This window comes from Pseudovibrio exalbescens, assembly GCF_028737195.1.
Lineage (GTDB): Bacteria > Pseudomonadota > Alphaproteobacteria > Rhizobiales > Stappiaceae > Pseudovibrio > Pseudovibrio zosterae.
Genome location: NZ_JAQZAJ010000010.1, coordinates 27715 through 45841, shown reverse-complemented (window position 1 = coordinate 45841; position 18127 = coordinate 27715). Strand labels below are relative to the sequence as shown.

At 55.6% G+C, this 18127-nt stretch carries 15 protein-coding genes; 5 read left to right on the top strand and 10 right to left on the bottom strand.

The genetic code is table 11. The features are described from left to right. Nucleotides 1–98 precede the first annotated feature (98 nt). A complete protein-coding gene (locus PUV47_RS19445) occupies nucleotides 99–1148 on the bottom strand; it encodes a polyamine ABC transporter substrate-binding protein (protein ID WP_274220267.1) in 1050 nt (349 codons plus the stop codon). A gap of 493 nt (nucleotides 1149–1641) precedes the next feature. Here PUV47_RS19445 and PUV47_RS19440 point away from each other — a divergent pair, with 493 nt between their 5' ends. Both PUV47_RS19440 and PUV47_RS19435 read left to right on the top strand, forming a co-directional pair. Then, the gene (locus PUV47_RS19440) at nucleotides 1642–3042 is read left to right on the top strand and encodes a glutamine synthetase family protein (protein WP_274220266.1); all 1401 of its coding nucleotides are present in this window, start codon (nucleotides 1642–1644) and stop codon (nucleotides 3040–3042) included. 264 nt (nucleotides 3043–3306) lie between these two features. After that, nucleotides 3307–4569 (top strand): diguanylate cyclase, encoded by a 1263-nt coding sequence (locus tag PUV47_RS19435; RefSeq protein WP_274220265.1) that lies wholly within the window; start codon nucleotides 3307–3309, stop codon nucleotides 4567–4569. A gap of 7 nt (nucleotides 4570–4576) precedes the next feature. Here PUV47_RS19435 and PUV47_RS19430 read toward each other — a convergent pair whose 3' ends face one another. From PUV47_RS19430 to PUV47_RS19390, 9 genes are all read right to left on the bottom strand, one after another. After that, complete coding sequence (locus PUV47_RS19430) at nucleotides 4577–5329, bottom strand: SDR family oxidoreductase (RefSeq protein ID WP_274220264.1); 753 nt, start codon at nucleotides 5327–5329, stop codon at nucleotides 4577–4579. Between the two features lie 19 nt (nucleotides 5330–5348). After that, the gene (locus tag PUV47_RS19425) at nucleotides 5349–6824 is read right to left on the bottom strand and encodes an aldehyde dehydrogenase family protein (protein WP_274220263.1); all 1476 of its coding nucleotides are present in this window, start codon (nucleotides 6822–6824) and stop codon (nucleotides 5349–5351) included. A 139-nt stretch (nucleotides 6825–6963) separates the two neighbouring features. Then, complete coding sequence (locus tag PUV47_RS19420; protein WP_274220262.1) at nucleotides 6964–7479, bottom strand: DUF934 domain-containing protein; 516 nt, start codon at nucleotides 7477–7479, stop codon at nucleotides 6964–6966. Nucleotides 7480–7486: 7 nt separating this feature from the next. Beyond that, on the bottom strand, nucleotides 7487–8245 hold the full coding sequence (locus PUV47_RS19415) for a phosphoadenylyl-sulfate reductase (protein ID WP_274220261.1): 759 nt from the start codon (nucleotides 8243–8245) through the stop codon (nucleotides 7487–7489). Then, on the bottom strand, nucleotides 8232–9890 hold the full coding sequence (locus PUV47_RS19410; RefSeq protein WP_274220260.1) for a nitrite/sulfite reductase: 1659 nt from the start codon (nucleotides 9888–9890) through the stop codon (nucleotides 8232–8234). The genes PUV47_RS19415 and PUV47_RS19410 overlap by 14 nt, the downstream gene beginning before the upstream one ends. A gap of 12 nt (nucleotides 9891–9902) precedes the next feature. Next, nucleotides 9903–10208 carry a DUF2849 domain-containing protein gene (locus tag PUV47_RS19405; RefSeq protein ID WP_274220259.1) on the bottom strand — a complete coding sequence of 102 codons (306 nt, stop codon included), beginning with the start codon at nucleotides 10206–10208 and terminating at the stop codon, nucleotides 9903–9905. Between the two features lie 11 nt (nucleotides 10209–10219). Then, a complete protein-coding gene (gene cysG / locus PUV47_RS19400; protein WP_274220258.1) occupies nucleotides 10220–11683 on the bottom strand; it encodes a siroheme synthase CysG in 1464 nt (487 codons plus the stop codon). A 298-nt stretch (nucleotides 11684–11981) separates the two neighbouring features. Then, a complete protein-coding gene (locus tag PUV47_RS19395) occupies nucleotides 11982–13148 on the bottom strand; it encodes an acetyl-CoA acetyltransferase (RefSeq protein ID WP_274220257.1) in 1167 nt (388 codons plus the stop codon). Nucleotides 13149–13427: 279 nt separating this feature from the next. Further along, nucleotides 13428–14447: a LacI family DNA-binding transcriptional regulator gene (locus tag PUV47_RS19390; RefSeq protein ID WP_274220256.1), complete on the bottom strand. Its 1020-nt coding sequence runs from the start codon at nucleotides 14445–14447 to the stop codon at nucleotides 13428–13430. 497 nt (nucleotides 14448–14944) lie between these two features. Here PUV47_RS19390 and PUV47_RS19385 point away from each other — a divergent pair, with 497 nt between their 5' ends. The 3 genes from PUV47_RS19385 to PUV47_RS19375 all read left to right on the top strand — a co-directional run bounded on the left by PUV47_RS19385 (nucleotide 14945) and on the right by PUV47_RS19375 (nucleotide 18126). After that, the gene (locus tag PUV47_RS19385) at nucleotides 14945–16210 is read left to right on the top strand and encodes an ABC transporter substrate-binding protein (protein WP_274220255.1); all 1266 of its coding nucleotides are present in this window, start codon (nucleotides 14945–14947) and stop codon (nucleotides 16208–16210) included. A 114-nt stretch (nucleotides 16211–16324) separates the two neighbouring features. After that, a complete protein-coding gene (locus PUV47_RS19380; protein WP_274220254.1) occupies nucleotides 16325–17287 on the top strand; it encodes a carbohydrate ABC transporter permease in 963 nt (320 codons plus the stop codon). Further along, nucleotides 17287–18126 (top strand): carbohydrate ABC transporter permease, encoded by an 840-nt coding sequence (locus PUV47_RS19375; RefSeq protein WP_274220253.1) that lies wholly within the window; start codon nucleotides 17287–17289, stop codon nucleotides 18124–18126. The genes PUV47_RS19380 and PUV47_RS19375 overlap by 1 nt, the downstream gene beginning before the upstream one ends. Nucleotide 18127 lies beyond the last annotated feature (1 nt).

Below are 18127 nucleotides of genomic sequence, written 5' to 3'. Positions count from 1 at the left end.
CCGATCTGATAAATCAATGTGTTACAGACCCGGTTATTCATTCAGGATTATACGAAAATCGGCCCGCTCCCGAATCCGGTGCGAGCCGATGGCCTCCCTTACTGCCCAGTTGTGACTTGTGTCCATAGGCGAGTGACCAATCGCTGCACATTTGCCGGATAGGCGGTAGTTGTATACAGCTTTTCGATGGTCGCATCATCCGGGTAGATTGCGGGGTCATTCCTGATCTCATCGAGCAGAAATTCCTTAGATCCCTCAACACCGTTTGCGTAGTAGATGTAGTTGGAAGCCTTGGCCATCACATCCGGGCGCATCAGGTAGTTCAGGAAGGCGTGAGCCTCTTCCTTGTTGGGTGCATCTGCCGGGATCGCCATCTGGTCGAACCACATCATGGACCCTTCCTTGGGCACCACATAATCGACCGCCACATCATTGCCAGCTTCTGCGGCTCGATCCCGTGCTTGCAGAATGTCACCGGACCACCCTACCGCTACGCAGATGTCACCGTTTGCAAGCGCATTGATGTATTCGGAGGAATGGAACTTGCGCACATGCGGACGCATCTTTTCAAGCAGCGCTCCGGCCTCACGCAGCTCATCCGTATCCTTGGAGTTGGCGTCATACCCCAGATAGTTCAGCGCTGCAGGGAACATTTCTGCAGGTGCATTGAGGATGTACACACCGCAGGCGGACACCTTCTCGATGTTTTCCGGTTCAAACAGCAAGGACCAGCTGTCTGTTGGCGCGTCCGGGAAGACCTCGGCGATTTTCGCCTTGTTCAGGCCAAAACCTGTCGTGCCCCACATGTAGTTGATGGAATAGGCATTGCCCGGATCATACTTTTCAGTGCGCTCAAGAACCACATCCCACAGGTGCTTTGCGTTGGGCAGCTGCGCCATATCAAGTTTCTGGAACACGCCGGCTTCGATCTGGCGGGCGAGGAAAGAAGCTGTCGGCGACACCACGTCATAACCGCTTCCCCCGGTGAGGAGCTTCGTCTCTAGCAGCTCATTGGAGTCGAACACGTCATAAACGACTTCAATGCCTGTTTCCTTGGTAAAATCTTCAAGGATCTGTTCGTCGATGTAGTCTGACCAATTGTAAACATAGACAGTGCGCTCTTGTGCATGCACCAGGGAGGCCGTCATCAGTACACTCGTGGCAGCCATCGCGATTATGTTTTTCAATGGGTTCTTCCTCCAGTTTCTGGTTTTAGGGAGGCTCAAGAGTTCTAGGTATTACCGCCGACGTCAACCTTTACTTGCGTAAAAAATGAAAAATCTTGAAGTTGCAACCAATTTCTCGTCAAAGCCAATGCAATTTGCCGTCAAGTTAGAGTGCCAACCATGATGGAAAGCACTGACGTGAAAGGTTAGACAGTTTTCTATATTCAATTGTGCTCGGCAGACATCATTGGATTTACAGAGAATCAACGCAATCAATGCAAATTTATAGGGACTTGGTTGCGTTCAATTTATTATATTGCATGGCTCGGTTACTTATGAGAGTGTCCGCCCGGCAATGACAGCAGTTTTCCGCGCCCTGCGCCAATGACTACCAACGTTGGGCATCGGGTTTTGTTTGCGCGGCGCAAACTTTGCAGTATTAACTTAGGCTCACACTCAGCCATATGAGAGCAAGATGGACCAGAAGGCTCATACCCCAGACTCCGAAGATCCCCTCAAACGTGGCGTCTGTGACGTGCATGAAGCACGCGCATGGCTCCGGGAACGTAATGTGCAAGATATCGAGTGCATTGTGCCCGATATCGCTGGCGTTGCCCGTGGAAAGATGATGCCCACTGAAAAGTTCTTCGCAGGGTCGACACTGACCATGCCTTCCTCCATTTTCGCGCAGACCATTTCTGGCGATTACCCTGAGGACGACCACCGCTTTCAACACCATCCAACGGATGGGGATCTGGCGTTCTACCCGGACTATCGCACGCTGACCGTGGTGCCATGGGAATCTGACCCAACAGCGCAGATCATCCACGACACAACCACAAAGGATGGCGACCCCTATGTGGTTGCCCCCCGCAACCTCTTGAAAAACATAATTTCTATGTATGAGAGAGAGGGCTGGGACGCTGTCGTTGCGCCGGAGGTCGAGTTCTATCTGATCAAGCCGAACACCGATCCAGACTACCCTTTGGAACCGCCAATCGGCCGCTCTGGCCGGCCGGAAGTTGGGCGACAAAGCTATTCCATCTCGGCACTCAACGAGTTTGACGAGCTCATCGACGACATCTACGACCTCTCTGAGGCTCAGGGCCTTGAGATCGACACGCTGATCCACGAGGAAGGGGCGGCGCAGATGGAGATCAATCTGCGTCATGGCGACCCGCTGGAGCTATCAGACCAGGTTTTTCTCTTCAAACGCACAATCCGCGAAGCCGCTCTGCGCCATGAAATGTATGCCACCTTCATGGCAAAGCCGATGTCATCTCAGCCAGGTTCTGCGATGCACATTCACCAGTCCATACAGGACAAGGAAACGGGGCAGAACATCTTCTCCAACGCTGATGGCGAGATGACCGATACCTTCCGCCACTTTGTGGGCGGGCTGCAAACCTTCTTGCCCGCCTTGATGCCCATCATGGCCCCCTACGTGAACTCCTATCGGCGTTTCATGCGCAACAGCACCGCGCCTACAAACGTTTACTGGGGTCAGGACAACCGGACAGTTGGTCTGCGCATGCCGAACTCCAACCCGGCGGCACGCCGTATTGAGAACAGGTTGCCGGGATCGGATGCGAACCCTTATCTCGCCATTGCAGCCACAATGGCCGCAGGCTATCTGGGCATCAAGAAGCAAATCAACCCGAGCGACCCCAAAACAGACGACAGCTCAAATCAGATTAGCAGCTTGCCGCGATCCCTTCTCGACGCCGTAGCGGCATTTGAGAACAACGAAGACATCATTGAAATCTTCGGCGAAAAGTTCGTTTCTACCTACAGGGCAATAAAACTGGAAGAACATGAGATCTTCATGTCAGTAATTAGCCCTTGGGAAAGGGAATACCTGCTTTTGAACGTTTAATATTTCTAAACGTTGAACTTTAGTTTTATACAACCCCTGTGAGTATTTAATTATACTCACAGGGGTTTTCTTTTTAGAGCCTACCACCAATCAAAAAGGATTACTTTTTTTCATCTATAGCCCGATAGCGTCGACAATTTTTTGCGCAATTTGAAAAGAATTTTATGGATTATTTAATAAAACTTGTATTACCTTAAGTTGTGGTGCCGCGCACTTGAACTCCTCTAAATCTTTGATCTTGAAATGCAAAGTCAGGTAGTCGCTATGAAGACGACGCAGATGAAGCAGGTATTGCTAGTTGAAGATGCCAACTTCTTTGCGCGTATCATTCAAAGTGAACTAAGCAAAGCCGGTTCATTTGAAGTGACGATTGCCCGCACATATGCAGAGGCCAGAGAAAAAATCGAAGATCCAAACTACCATCCTTTTCTTGCTCTGGTTGATTTGACATTGCCAGATGCTCAGGATGGCGAAGTTGTTGATCTGGCTGTTGGCGCAGGCCTTCCAACGATTGTGTTTTCAGCTCGTTTTGACGAAAAGACCCGAAGCTCCATCTTGAGCAAAGGCATTGTCGACTACGTGGTAAAGGACTCGCCAGCGAGCTTGAGCTATCTTGCGGATCTGGTGCGGCGCATCGAAAAAAACCAACGCACCCATGTGCTTATTGTTGAAGACGCTCATACCCAGCGGGCAATACTCAAAGAGCGCTTGGAACGCTATTGCCTTCAGGTACATACCGCCTGTTGCGGGCTGGAGGGGATTGAGGTTCTCCGTCAGAATCCGCAGATCCAGTTGCTCATTCTGGACCATGGCCTGCCCGACATCAGTGGGTTTGAAACGCTGAAAAAGGTGCGCCAGTTCCGCCATTTCCACGATCTTGCCATTGTGGGCATTTCGGCAACCCCGAGTGCCGAACTGACGGCGAAGTTCCTGAAAAGCGGTGCCAGCGACTTCGTCGCAAAAAGCTGCACGCCGGAAGAGCTGATCCTGCGGATCTCACAGAACCTTGAAAGCCTTGAACGCATCAAGGAGCTGACCGAGCTGGCCAACAAGGACCCGATGACAGGGCTGTTCAACCGCAGGTATCTGCATGATCAGATTGAGCAAAAACACAGAGTATTGGCGCAGTCCAACAAGAGCATTCGCTATGCGATGATTGACATCGACAAGTTCAAGCAGATCAACGACCGCTTTGGCCACGAAACCGGCGACCAGCTGATCATTGCCATTGCCGACCGTATTCGCGACTTCCTGCCTAAAGGCGCTGTTGCTGTGCGCATTGGCGGGGATGAGTTTTGCGTGGCCTTTCCGGAACTTGATGAAACGAGTTGCCGGGCGTTTTTGTCAGAGCTGAGAACGTCCATGCCGATCACGCTGCCGGGGCATGATGACCAGCTGTTCAATTCCACCATCAGCGTTGGATTGTCTTCGGGCAATGATGCGACCTTATCTGAGGCATTGCGGTCGGCGGATCGGTGTCTTTATGAGGCCAAAGAGTCAGGCCGCAATCGCATTATCGCGGCCTAATGCTGTTCTAGACGCAGCGACCTCCGTCGACTTCCAGCGCCACCCCAGTAATGAACTCGGCTTCATCAGAGGCCAGCCACAATGCCGCATTGGCGATGTCGAGGGGCGTAGACAAGCGACCAAGCGGTATCGAGGCCTTGAACTGCTCCCGCTTCTCCGGCGTGTCCTCTCCCATGAACAGGCCAAGCATGCCGGTTTGACCGGCTACCGGACACAGCGCATTGACGCGGATGTTCTTTGGCGCAAGCTCTACCGCCATGGACTTCGTGGCGGTGATGGCCCATCCTTTGGAAGCGTTGTACCAGGTGAGGCCGGGACGCGGGCGCAGGCCTGCAGTGGAGGCTGTGGTGATGATGCTGCCGCCACCATTTTTTTCCATCAGCGGCACCGCCTTGAGTGCCGCCAGATAGATGGCCTTGGCGTTGACCGCAAAGATGCGGTCAAAAGTCTCCTCATCCACATCCAGAAGTGATCCATTGCGATGAGTATAGCCTGCGTTGTTTACAAGGATGTCCAGCTTGCCTGCCGCGGAGACAGCAGCATTGAGCATGGCCTCAACATCGGTTGCCAAGGTGACGTCTGCGGTTACCGCAACAGCGTCCTTGCCAATCTCTCCGGCCACACGTTGCGCGGCTTCTGTGTTTAAATCCGCGATGATGACGGTTGCGCCCTCTTCGGCAAATCGCTTTGCTATGCCCTCACCAAAACCGGATCCAGCGCCGGTGACGACCGCGCACTTTCCCGCCAGTCTGCCTGACATGCTTCCTCCCGTTTTATAATCAGCCGTGATTGATGATCACGGTTTTGAGCACTGAAAACTCCCGCAGCGCCTCAAAACCCTTCTCGCGGCCATGACCCGATTTCTTGACGCCCCCGAACGGCAGCTCCACCCCGCCACCTGCGCCATAGGCATTGATGAAGACCTGACCAGAGCGCACGCGGCGGGCGACCCTGATGGCCCGAGCACCATCTCGTGTCCAAACGCCAGCCACAAGACCATAGGGCGTGTCATTGGCGATACGAATGGCCTCTTCATCGTCCTTGAATGGGATCACGGCCAGAACGGGCCCAAAGATTTCTTCCTGCGCCAGTGCGCTGGTCGTGGGCACGGGACCAAACAGCTTGGGCGTGGTGTAGAACCCGGCCTCCGGCGTATCCGGCGCAATCGTCCCCTCGGCAATCAGAGGGATGCGCTCATTCTTGGCGCGCTCGCAGAACGCTGCGACCCGGCGGGCTTGCGCCGCGTTGATCAAAGGACCGATGTCCAGATCCTGATCATGGGGCCCTGCCACCAATGCGCGGAACTTGTTGCGCAAACGCTCCACGACTTCTTCGTAGATGGTCTCTTGCACCAGAACCCGGCTGCCAGCGGAGCAGGTCTGCCCACCGTTCTGAATGATGGCGTTGCGCACCGTTGGCAACGCCTTGTCCAGATCAGCATCTTCAAACAGGATCTGCGGTGACTTGCCGCCCAGCTCCAGCGTGCAGCCAATATGATTGCGTGCGGCAGCAGCCTGAATGGTGGTACCGACCTGCGGTGAGCCTGTGAAGGTGATGAAATCGATGCCCGGATGGTGCGCAAGAGCCGCGCCGACTTCGTCTCCAAACCCGGTAACAACGTTTAAAATGCCTTTCGGTAGCCCAGCTTCATGGGCCAACTCAGCCACCCTAAGCACTGAAAGGCACGCATGCTCAGCAGGTTTGATGACCAGTGCGTTTCCCATGGCCAAGGCGGCCCCGGCCACACGGGAAAAAATTTGGATGGGGTAGTTCCATGGAATGACGGCACCGACCACACCGTGGGGCTCTCGCAGCGTCATGGCGAGGAACCCATCCGCCACCGGCAAGGTTTCGCCGCTGATCTTGTCAGCTGCCCCGCCGTAAAACTCGAAATAGCGAATGGCGGCAGCCACATCAGCCCGCCCTTGCGTGAGCGGCTTTCCGGTGTCGCGGGATTCAATTGCAGCAAGGTTGTCTTGGTTTTCGGCAATCAGCTTGGACAGGCCAAGCAACATGCGACCGCGTTCTGCGGCAGTAAGCTTGGCCCAAATCTCCACCTCATAGGCCTGCCGGGCAGCCGTTACGGCGCGGCCCACATCAGCCCCGGTGCAACGCGGAATGGTTGCAAAGGGCTTGCCATCGGACGGACAGACAACCTCCAACATCTCGCCGGATGAGCCATCACAGGCTGCCCCATTGATCAGTGCCTTGCAGGCTGCCAATTGCTCGTTGGTGTCGAGTGTCTTGAAGGCCATCACAGCACCCTCCCCAATTGCCGCGAAAACTCAAAGATATGTGATTAACCTTAGAGGAAGCTTTCAAGAAGGGCAACGAACAGCAAAGCCCTTGCCGCGGTTTGCGGGCAAGGGCTTTTAAAATCGAGGGGTGTTTTAGCTAGGTCGCGATGCGGCGGATCCATGGACGGGTGCCTGCCGGGGCTTCCTGCCGGGTCCCAACAGGTTGTGTAAACACGTCCACGGTGTTCAGGTTGCCTGCCTCCAAGTCCTTTCGCAGCTTCGGATTATCCAGCGCGAAGGCGTTGATGCCACAACGCTGCATGAAACCGATCTGGTCCAGAATGAACGGACCGACGGCGCGAATTTCACCTGAGAACTCATAGCGTTCAGCCAGAAGGCGTGCAGCTGAAAAGCCACGTCCATCTGCAAAAGAGGGAAACTCAACTGCCACCAACTCAAGCCTGTCAAGCAGGCCCGCCAGGCGATTGACATCCTCTCCTGCACGGATCACGACGCCGAGGCGCAGGCCATCCGACTTAAAGGCATCAGCATCTTCAAGGAAACGCTCCAGTGGCACGATCCACTGACCGTGTTCTGGCACAGGATCTTCGTCCAGCAGATATTCCCAGTGATCTTCTTGGATCGTTCCGTTCTTATAGACGTCTACAGCCATGTCACCCTCAAATTCCGCTGCCATCAACCTGTTGGCCATGTGATGGCAAGTGGATGCCACACTCGATCTTGTTCATGCCACGCCAACGGCCAGAGCGCGGATCTTCACCCGGCGCGACCTTATCGGTGCACGGCATGCAGCCGATGGATGGATACCCTTCTGCAACCAGTGGATGCGGTGGCAAGTCGTGGTCCTTGGCATATTGCAGGATCTCGGTCGCGGTCCAATCCGCCAGTGGATTGACCTTGATGCGTCCTTCATCCACCTCAAAAAAGGGCAGGCTGGAGCGGGTTGCCGACTGGTGACGCTTGCGCCCGGATATCCAGGCATCAAAGTCACTCAACGCACGCTTCAGCGGCAGAACCTTGCGGATGTGGCAGCACTGATCGTTGTCACTGAGCCAGAGGTTGCCCTTGGGATCATAGACCGCCAGATCTTCCGGGGCCGGTTTGACAGAAACCACGTTGCGCAGGCCGAGCTTCTCGATCAGCTCGTCGCGGTAGCGCTTCGTTTCGCCAAACAGCTTGCCTGTGTCGACAAATACGACCGGGATATCGCGATCAATCTCAGAGACGAGGTGCAAGAGCACAGAGGAATCCGCGCCGAAGCTGGACACCAACGTAATCTGTCCCTTGAACAGGTCGTTGATCGCGATACGCAATATCTCCTTGGCCCCACGCCCCCCGAACCGACGATCGTAGCTTGCGGCCTCAACAGCGAGCACTTCTTCCTTGCTGTGAGCCTCGGCAACATTAGGCTGTGCCATAAAGTGCCTCCTTGAAGGGAGCGTCCCCCAGTCTGCGATAGGTTTCGATGAACGGCTCTTCAGCACTTTCCCGGTGCTGAAGGTAAGCTTCCACGACCTTCTCCACGGCATCTGCGATCTCGTCAGCGGGGAAACCGCGACCAATGATCTTGCCGATGGATGTGTTTTCATCTGCTGAGCCGCCCAGTGTGATCTGGTAGAGTTCTTCACCCTTCCGGTCCACCCCCAAAATCCCGATGTGCCCAACGTGGTGGTGGCCACAGGCATTGATGCAGCCCGAGATTTTGATCTTCAAATCACCAATGTCTTGCTGGCGCTTGATGTCTTCGAACCGCTCTGAAATCTCCTGAGCGATCGGAATGGAACGGGCATTGGCCAGCGCACAATAATCCATGCCCGGGCAGGCAATCATATCGGTAACAAGCCCAGCGTTTGCCGTGCCCAACCCGTTGGCCTGCAGAATCTTGAAGACTGTGGGCAGATCGTCCAGCTTTACATGCGGCAGCACAAGGTTTTGCTCGTGAGAGACGCGGATTTCATCTGAACCGAAGCGCTCGGCCAGATCCGCCACCACTTCCATCTGCTCGTCGGTTGCGTCACCTGGGGCGCCACCGATTGGCTTCAGCGAAATCGTCACGCTGGTATAGCCCGGTGCCCGGTGCCCGTTCAAATTTCGCTTGGCGAAGTTCGCGAAGGCGGGGTTTGTCGCCTTTTCAGCCTCAAACACGTCGCTGACCGCAGGCAGAGCCGCAAACTCAGGCGGGGCAAAATATGCGTTGATGCGGTCAACCTCTTCCCTCGGCAGATCGAGGAAGGTGTGCTTCACGGCTTCGAACTCGGTTTCGATTTCCTGCTTCAAGTCGTCCAGACCGGTTTCATGCATCAGGATCTTGATGCGCGCTTTGTACTTGTTGTCGCGCCGACCATAGCGGTTGTAAACGCGCAGGATTGCCTCGCAGTAAGACAGAAGGTCCTTCTCCGGCACAAAGTCACGCACCTTGCGGCCTACCATCGGCGTGCGCCCAAGACCGCCACCCACAAACACAACGAAGCCGACTTCGCCCTGCTCATTTTGTGTCAGCTGAAGGCCAATGTCGTGAACCTGAACGGCGGCGCGGTCCTGTGGTGCACCGGTGATCGCGATCTTGAACTTGCGCGGCAGGAACAGGAACTCCGGGTGCAACGAAGACCACTGGCGCAGGATTTCTGCATAAACGCGCGGGTCAGCGAACTCATCATCCGCCGCACCTGCGAATTGATCAGAGGTCACGTTTCTGATGCAGTTGCCGGAGGTCTGGATGGCGTGCATTTGCACCTCGGCCAGTTCCTCCAGGATTTTTGGCGTGTCAGACAGAGTGGGCCAGTTGAACTGGATGTTTTGACGCGTCGTGAAGTGACCATAGCCACGGTCGTAGGTGCGCGCCACATGGGCCAGCTTGCGCATCTGCTTTGAGTTCAAAGTGCCATAAGGAATGGCCACCCTGAGCATGTAAGCGTGGAGCTGCAGATAGAGGCCGTTCATGAGACGCAGCGGCTTGAACTGTTCCTCGGTCAGGTCGCCGGAAAGACGGCGGCGCACCTGATCCTTGAACTGGGCCACACGCTCATTCACAAATTCCTGATCAAACTCGTCGTAACGGTACATTCTTGGTGCTCCTTACGCGGCTCGGCCGCCTGCCCTTGCCTGTTTGCCAAATGCAGGGTGCGTTGTGGGGCCTAACGCGCGAATGGCTTCTCTTAGTTTGGTTGGGACAATGCTGCCGTCCTTTGGCTCCACGTCGATCTCGTAAACGCCCACGACTTCCTGACGTTCTTCAGAAACCACTTCGGAACCGAGTACGGCTTTCAGCTCTTCGGTGTCCTCAAAAACGCGGGCCTCGCCCACCGCCTCCACCCATGTGTCCTGCGGACCAAGCCAGACCACTTCACCGTCTAAAAGGCGATTTGCGGTTATGATTTTCATAGGGGGTCTCCTCAAGCGGCCGCAGAGGCCAGCAATTCCTGATTTTCGGTCTGACCAAGCGGCAGCGCGGAAGACAAATCAGCATGGGCCACCACATCGCCAATCACGATGAGAACAGGGCCTGCGATATCATCCCGTGCTGCGAGGTCGGTCATCTCGCGAAGGGTGCCTGCAAAAACGCGCTCGTCCGGATGGGCGGCATTTTCCACGGCCATGACCGGTGTGCTTGATTTCAGGCCAGCAGCCAGAAGGCGGGCTGCAATCTTGCCCGCAACAGTTCGGCCCATGTAAACGGCCGTGGTGCTGCCGGACAGCGCCAACTGCGCCCACCTCGGCAAGGTCTTGCCGTCCTGATCGTGCCCAGTCGCAAAGACCAGAGAAGACGCAACACCACGAAGCGTGAGCGGCAATTGGGTGGAAGCAGCGGCTGCGAACGCGGCGGTGACACCGGGCACCACCTCAAAGTCGATCTGGGCTTCGCGGAGCGCTTCCATTTCTTCCCCTGCCCGGCCGAAGATGAGCGGATCGCCAGCCTTGAGACGCACAACGCGCTTGCCCTGCCTGGCAGCTTCCACAAGATGTGCATTGATCTCTTTTTGTGAAACCGAGTGCTGCCCCTTGCGCTTGCCAACGCTGATGCGCTCTGCATCTCTGCGGCCCATGGACACCACGGCTTCTGGCACCAAAGCGTCGTAGAAAATCACATCCGCTTCCTGAAGCACCCGCTGGGCGCGCAGGGTGAGAAGGTCTTCAGCACCCGGCCCTGCGCCCACGAGCCATACATAGCCAGCTTCGTCCTGAACATCGCTCAGGAGACGCTGGATCTGCAGTCGTGCTTTTTGCTCATCGCCCTTGAAGACGTTGGCTGCAATACTGCCAGAGAAGAACTGCGCCCAGAAGCGACGGCGCAAACGCCCAGACTTGATGACTGTGGAGACCACGTCACGAAGGTTCTCGGCCAGCCTTGCAAGACGGCCCGCTTCCATGGGCAGCATGGCTTCGATGGCTGCGCGGATGTGGCGGGCATAGACCGGCCCAACGCCGGTTGAGGTGATCGCGACAGCTACGGGTGCCCGGTTCACCAGAGCGCCAACGTAAAAGTCGCAAAGCTCTGGCCGGTCAACAGCGTTGGAAGGAATGCCCGCAGCACGACCGGCTTCAACCACGGCACGGTCCTTGTCCTCGTCACCAGAGGCCCCAAAGACGAGCGCAGCGCCCCTCACATGTTCTGGACGGAACCGTTCCCGGCGTACTTCTGCACCAGCACCGGCTGCGGCAGCCAAGAGTTCTTCCTCTGGCTCCTCCTCGGCAATGATGAGGATGTTGGCCTGAGTTTGGGCCAGCAGTCTTACCTTTGGTGCCGCTTCGCCCCCTGAACCGACGATAACGACGGTCCGGCCCGCCACCTTTTGAAAGGTTGGGAAGACCGCAAGCTTGCGCTCATTGGCAACTGTTTTGTTTGTGTCAGCCCGCATCCCGCTCTCCTAGGGTGCATGATTTCCATTTGCTGGGAGACTACGGGTTTCCGCGATTTTTGGCGGGGCATGTCGTTTCAAAGGCGCGAACGATGTTAGAAAAGGATTTTCATTGCGCCGCATGGCACAGCACGGCGAAATGAATCCAACAAGCTGGCTTTGAGGAAAACGCACTGCCCTCAATCGGACATAAAGGAAAACGGGCCCAGCGCGATTGCGGGCCCGTTTAGTGCTCTCATTCTTTTGAGTGCCGGAATTGCAGTGGTTTGCGCCTACCATGCAGGCCCAAAAGAGAAGGTTATTTCATACGCTGCATAATCGAGACGTAGTTTGCAACTGCTGCACCGCCCATGTTGAAGATGCCGCCGATCTCCGCACCTTCCACCTGGATGCCGCCCGCAGTACCGGTGAGCTGCATGGCAGTGAGTGCATGCATGGACACGCCCGTTGCGCCAATTGGATGACCTTTGGCCTTCAACCCACCTGACGGGTTGACTGGAAGCTTGCCGTCCTTCTGGGTCCAACCTTCAAGTATGGCCGTTGCGCCTTGTCCTTCTGGCACCAATCCCATGGCCTCATACTCAATAAGCTCGGCGATTGTGAAACAATCGTGGGTCTCAACAAAATCAAGGTCTTCCAAGGAAAGGCCAGCGGAACCAAGCGCCTTGCGCCAGCCCTCTGAGCATCCTTCAAACTTCAGGATGTCGCGCTTGGACATGGGCAGAAAGTCCTGAACATGAGCCATTCCGCGGAAGGCGACAGCTTTTTTAGCAGCAAGCGCTGTCGTGGTGTCGGTGAGGACGAGGGCCGCTGCACCATCAGACACAAGGGAGCAGTCGGTACGTTTCAAAGGACCGGCCACGAATGGGTTCTTCTCAGATTCGTTGAGGCAGAACTCCACGCCCAAATCCTTGCGCATCTGCGCATAGGGGTTCTCAACGCCGTTCTTGTGGTTCTTAGCTGCAATATGGGCGAGCGCCTCGCTTTGATCGCCGTACTTTTGGAAATACATTCCAGCAATCTTGCCAAAGACGCCTGCAAAGCCCGCTGGCGTATCGCCATCCTCTGGCAAATAGGAGGCTTTGAGAAGATTTTTACCGATTTCAGGCCCTGGTGTGGTGGTCATCTGCTCCACCCCAACCACGAGAACGAACTTCGCCTGTTTGGCAGCAATGGCTCTCACACCTTGATGCACGGCAGCAGAACCGGTGGCACAGGCGTTCTCAACTCGGGTGGTTGGCTTGAAGCGCAGCTTGTCGCTGGCCTGCAGAACCAGACTTGCTGTAAAATCCTGCGCGGAAAAACCGGCATTGAAGTGACCGAGAACAATCTCATCGATGTCCTCTGGCTGCAGACCCGCATCTGCAATTGCCTCGGTTGCAACCTTGGTAATGAGCGTTTCGACGGTTTCGTCAGCCAACTTGCCAAACGGCGAGTGGGACCAGCCAATGATAGCGGCCATCATGTTCTCCCTGAAATTGTCGGCAGCACCCCTGAACTCCCATGGACCGCTGCGGTATGGCGGGATGGTTTCACCCCTTCCTCGCAGGCGCAATAATACGTAGGTTTAAAACTGCTCAGGTGTGCGGTGCCGAACGTCCCTCCCATTCAATGCAGAGAGACTCTAACGGCGCTTTGGGAGAAAAGCCTGTTCTTAACCAAGACGCAAAGCTAGGAGTGCCGGGAGATTGTTTTCCTAATCGCCTGCCTGTGAAATATCTTTGCGTCCAAGATCAAACCGGTCTCAGGCGCTCTTGGGCGGGGCTGTTGAGCTTCGGAAAATAAGATCCACTGGCCAAACCTTCTGACAGCTCTCGATGGGGGCTCCGTTGATCAGGTCTACGGCCATTTTGGCAATCTCAACCCCCGCGGCACGAATGGGCGAGCGTGTTACAGTGAGCGGCGGATCCATTTTCTCCGGGAAATACATCGGTAGATCATCGTCATGAGCCATGATCGACACGTCCTCACCAACCTTCAAGCCCAACTCTGCGCAAGCGCGATAGGCGCCAGCGGCCATGATGACACTAGAACAAATGAGCGCGGTGGGCGGCTCCTCCAAGGCAAGAACCTGTTTTGCAAACAGATAACCGTTCTCGTCTGTCATGTTGCCGTGGCACAAGTATTCCACGCAAGGCTTTATGCCCGCCTCACCCAGTGCATCACTCCACCCTTTTGCCCGGTCTCTGGAGAACGACTGGTTTACAGGCCCATCAAGATTTGCAATGCGCTTGTGCCCCAGCTGCAGCATGAGCTTGGTAGCCTGATACAACGCGCCATGATTGTCGATATCCATGTAGGCATAACTGGCGTCTGAGGGGATGCGGCCGTGCACAATGAAGGGCAGCTTCAGGCTATGCATCAACTCCAGAATCTCGTTGTTGAGATAGAGGCCCAGCAGCACCATGGCGTCGACAGTGCCTTTGTTTGCCATACGTTTGTAGGCTTCACCGGGGTCGTTCTTGATTGCGGAAATGAGAATGTCATGGTCCAGCTCAGACGCCTGATGAGACAGCCCCGCGAGAAAGTCGATAAAGTGTGGGTCAACCAGCATATTGCGCCCGGTTGGAAACGAGACACCGATGATGGAAGAACGACCGGTCGCCAGACGCTTTGCATTGGCATTGGGACGATAACCCAGCTCCTGCGCTGCTCTTGCAACGCGCTCACGGGTTTCCTGGGCTACGTCCGAATAACCATTCAAGGCTCTGCTTACCGTTGTTTGGGAAAGGCCCAAATGCTCGGAGAGCGCTTTAAGATTCATCTTTCCCTCCAGAAATGCTGCGGTGTATCCGAGATCCCAAGCTGCACTTTTTCATTTCTTTCAAATAGTTGGGTTCAGCGAACCACCTCATGACCCGGCAAAGGTTATTTGCTGAATAGCCGAATGGGCATATCAAGGCAAACGAGTTTACCAAAGCGCTTTGGATATGCAACCTTGAACCTGATGCACAAGGCGAGCCAATACGCCTCACCCCTACCTGATCACGCCATAGGTAGTAGAGCCTACCAAAGACAGGTAGAGCGCGAAAACTCTGCATTTCTGCCATGCAACATGCCAATCAGTGATATTTTTTCATTTTTTGACGGTTGACACTGTGAAATCTCTGAGCCACGCTAAGCACCCAAAGCGCTTTGGATATGACCAGATTAAATCAGCGCTTTTCGCTCTCCTCAAATTTCGGGGAGATGGGTACAGCAGAGTTCGGATGGGGGATTTTCCGATTGCTCTGCGCCAAGGACGAAATGGAGGACGTCCCAATGACATTACGTCAAACACTTCTCGCAGGCGCTGTTCTTACTTTTGCGGCCGCAGGCTCTGTTTCTGCTGCCGAACTCAACATCGCGTGCGGCACGGTTGGCAAAGGCCAGCAGCTCTGCAAGGAAGCTGTTGCTGAGTGGGAAGAAAAAACCGGCCACACCGTGAATGTAATTTCCGTTCCAACTTCCACCAACGATCAGCTGGCTCTGTATCAACAGATCCTGGGCTCAGGCTCCAGCGACATCGACGTGTTCGAGGTTGACGTGATCTGGCCGGGTATTCTTGGCAGCCATCTGCTCGATCTTTCGCCATACACGAATGGCGCGGAAACAGATCACTTCCCGGCGATCATCGAAAACAACACCTACAAGGGCAAGCTGGTGGCCATGCCGTCCTACACCGACGCGGGCCTGCTTTACTACCGAAAAGACTTGCTTGAAAAGTATGGCGAGGACAAGCCAGCCACCTGGCAGGAGCTGACCTCGACAGCACAAAAAATCCAAGATGCCGAGCGCGAAGCTGGCAACGAGAAAATGTGGGGCTTCGTTTTTCAGGCGAAGGCATATGAAGGCCTGACCTGTGACGCAATCGAATGGGTCGACAGCTTCAACGGTGGCTCTATCGTATCTGCCGAAGGGGACATCACCATCAACAACCCCCAGGCCGCAGAAGCACTGACAATGGCGGCGAGCTGGGTTGGAACCATCGCACCTGAAGGTGTGTTGAACTATCAGGAAGAGGATTCCCGCGGCGTGTTCCAGTCTGGCAACGCTGTCTTCATGCGCAACTGGCCTTATGCTTGGGCACTGTCCCAAAGCGACGACTCCCCGATCAAGGGCAAGGTCGGCGTGATGGCTCTGCCTAAGGGCGGTGAAGAAGGAAAGCAAACCGGCGCATTGGGTGGCTGGCAGCTGGCTGTCTCCAAGTATACCGAAAGCCCGGATGCAGCGGCTGACCTCGTCATGTGGCTGACCCGCAAGGAAGAGCAAAAACGTCGCGCAATTGAAGGGTCCTACAACCCAACAATCTCTTCTCTTTACACGGATGAGGAAATTCTGGCGGCGACACCATTTATCGGTCAGCTGCAGGATACCTTCACCAATGCAGTGGCCCGTCCATCCCGCGCCACCGGTGCCAACTACAACAAGGTTTCCAACGCCTTCTACAACGCCGTTCATGAAGTACTGAGTGGCAAGAAGGACGCTGCGACCTCCCTCGAAGACCTTGAGCGCGACCTGAAGCGCATCAAGCGCAGAAGCTGGTAGGCTCATCTCAGTGACTGAGCACCCGCCGCAACCAACGTGTTGCGGCGGGATCCGCCTCCGGTGCTGCAAGTGACCGGCATCAGAGCACCCAATTCTCTCTTGAGGGTTTGACAGATGACTCTTGCTCTGTCCGCAAATGGCGCTGGCAATAAGAGGATGCAAAAATCCGATCTTACGTCCGCCCGCATCCGCTCGGCCTGGCTGTTTCTATCTCCCATGCTGATCGTACTGGCTGTGGTTGCTGGCTGGCCGCTGTTGCGTACGATCTGGCTCGGCTTTACCGACGCCAACCTAACCGACCTTTCCCAAACGACCTTTATCGGCCTTGAGAACTACTATGTGACGTTTGATGGCGAGGCCTATGGCGTGCTCGTTGACCCAGATTGGTGGAACGCCGTCTGGAACACGCTTTGGTTCACCGTGGTGTCCGTAAGTCTTGAAACCATATTCGGCCTGTTCATCGCACTGGTGCTGAATGCCGAGTTCAAAGGCCGTGGATTTGTGCGCGCTGCCGTGCTGATCCCATGGGCAATCCCAACGGTTGTTTCCGCGCAAATGTGGGGCTGGATGCTGCACGACCAGTTTGGCGTGCTCAATGAAATTCTCCTGACCATTGGCTTGATCTCTCAGCCCATCGCCTGGACCGCTGACCCGGATACGGCAATGTGGGCGGTGATCATGGTGGACGTCTGGAAGACCACACCTTTCATGGCGCTGTTGATCCTTGCTGGCCTGCAGATGCTGCCGGGCGACATCTACGAGGCGGCGCGGGTGGATGGCGTCCATCCGGTGCGTGTTTTCTTCAAGGTCACACTGCCGCTGATCAAGCCAGCCCTGATGGTGGCCATCGTGTTCCGCGCCCTTGATGCGCTTCGCATCTTCGATCTGATCTACGTGCTGACTTCCAATTCCTCAGACACCATGTCCATGTCGGTTTATGCCCGGCAACAGCTGGTGGATTTCCAGGAAGTTGGATACGGGTCGGCTGCCGCAACCCTCTTGTTCCTGATCGTCGCCGTCATGACCACGCTTACGCTCATGGCTGGCAACGTGAAACTCTCGGAGGATCCACGGTGATGAACCAGCGCACCAAACGCATCATCCAGCAGACTGTTCTGTATGCCCTGATCGCCTGTGTCGTGATCCTCTCGGTCTTTCCGTTCTACTACGCGATACTGTCGTCTTTCCGAGAAGGAACGGCGCTGTTCAGCTCTTCCATCCTTCCCGAGATTGGTACATTGGGGAACTACGTTTCCGTGTTCACGGAAGGACCGTTCGGCACCAATATCTTGAACTCTGTGCTTGTCGCCACCGCCGTGGTGTGCCTGTCGCTGTTTATCGCAGTAACCGCCTCCTACGCGCTGGCCCGCATCTCTTTCCGTGGGCGCGGCCTGTTGCTGATGACCATCCTGTCGGTCTCCATGTTCCCGCAGGTTGCCATTCTCTCCGGGATGTTCGAATTGATCCGCGCGCTTGGCGTTTATAACTCCCTGCTCGGCCTGATCATTCCGAACACGGTGCTGACGTTGCCGTTCACCGTGTGGGTGCTGACCACGTTCATGCGTGAGCTGCCCAAGGAGCTGGAAGAAGCCGCTCTTGTCGATGGCGCATCATCATGGGTCATCGTGCGGCGGGTGTTCCTGCCCCTGATGTGGCCTGCATTGGTAACCACAGGGCTTCTCGCTTTTATCGCGGCATGGAATGAGTTCCTGTTCGCGCTGACCTTTACGCTCTCCAATGAAGTTCGCACGGTGCCAGTGGCCATCGCGCTGATGTCTGGGGCCAGTGAGTTTGAACTGCCTTGGGGCAACATCATGGCTGCCTCCGTGATCGTGACTGTGCCGATCGTTGTGCTTGTTCTCGTGTTCCAAAGAAAAATCGTCGCCGGCCTGACCGCTGGTGCTGTCAAAGGGTAAA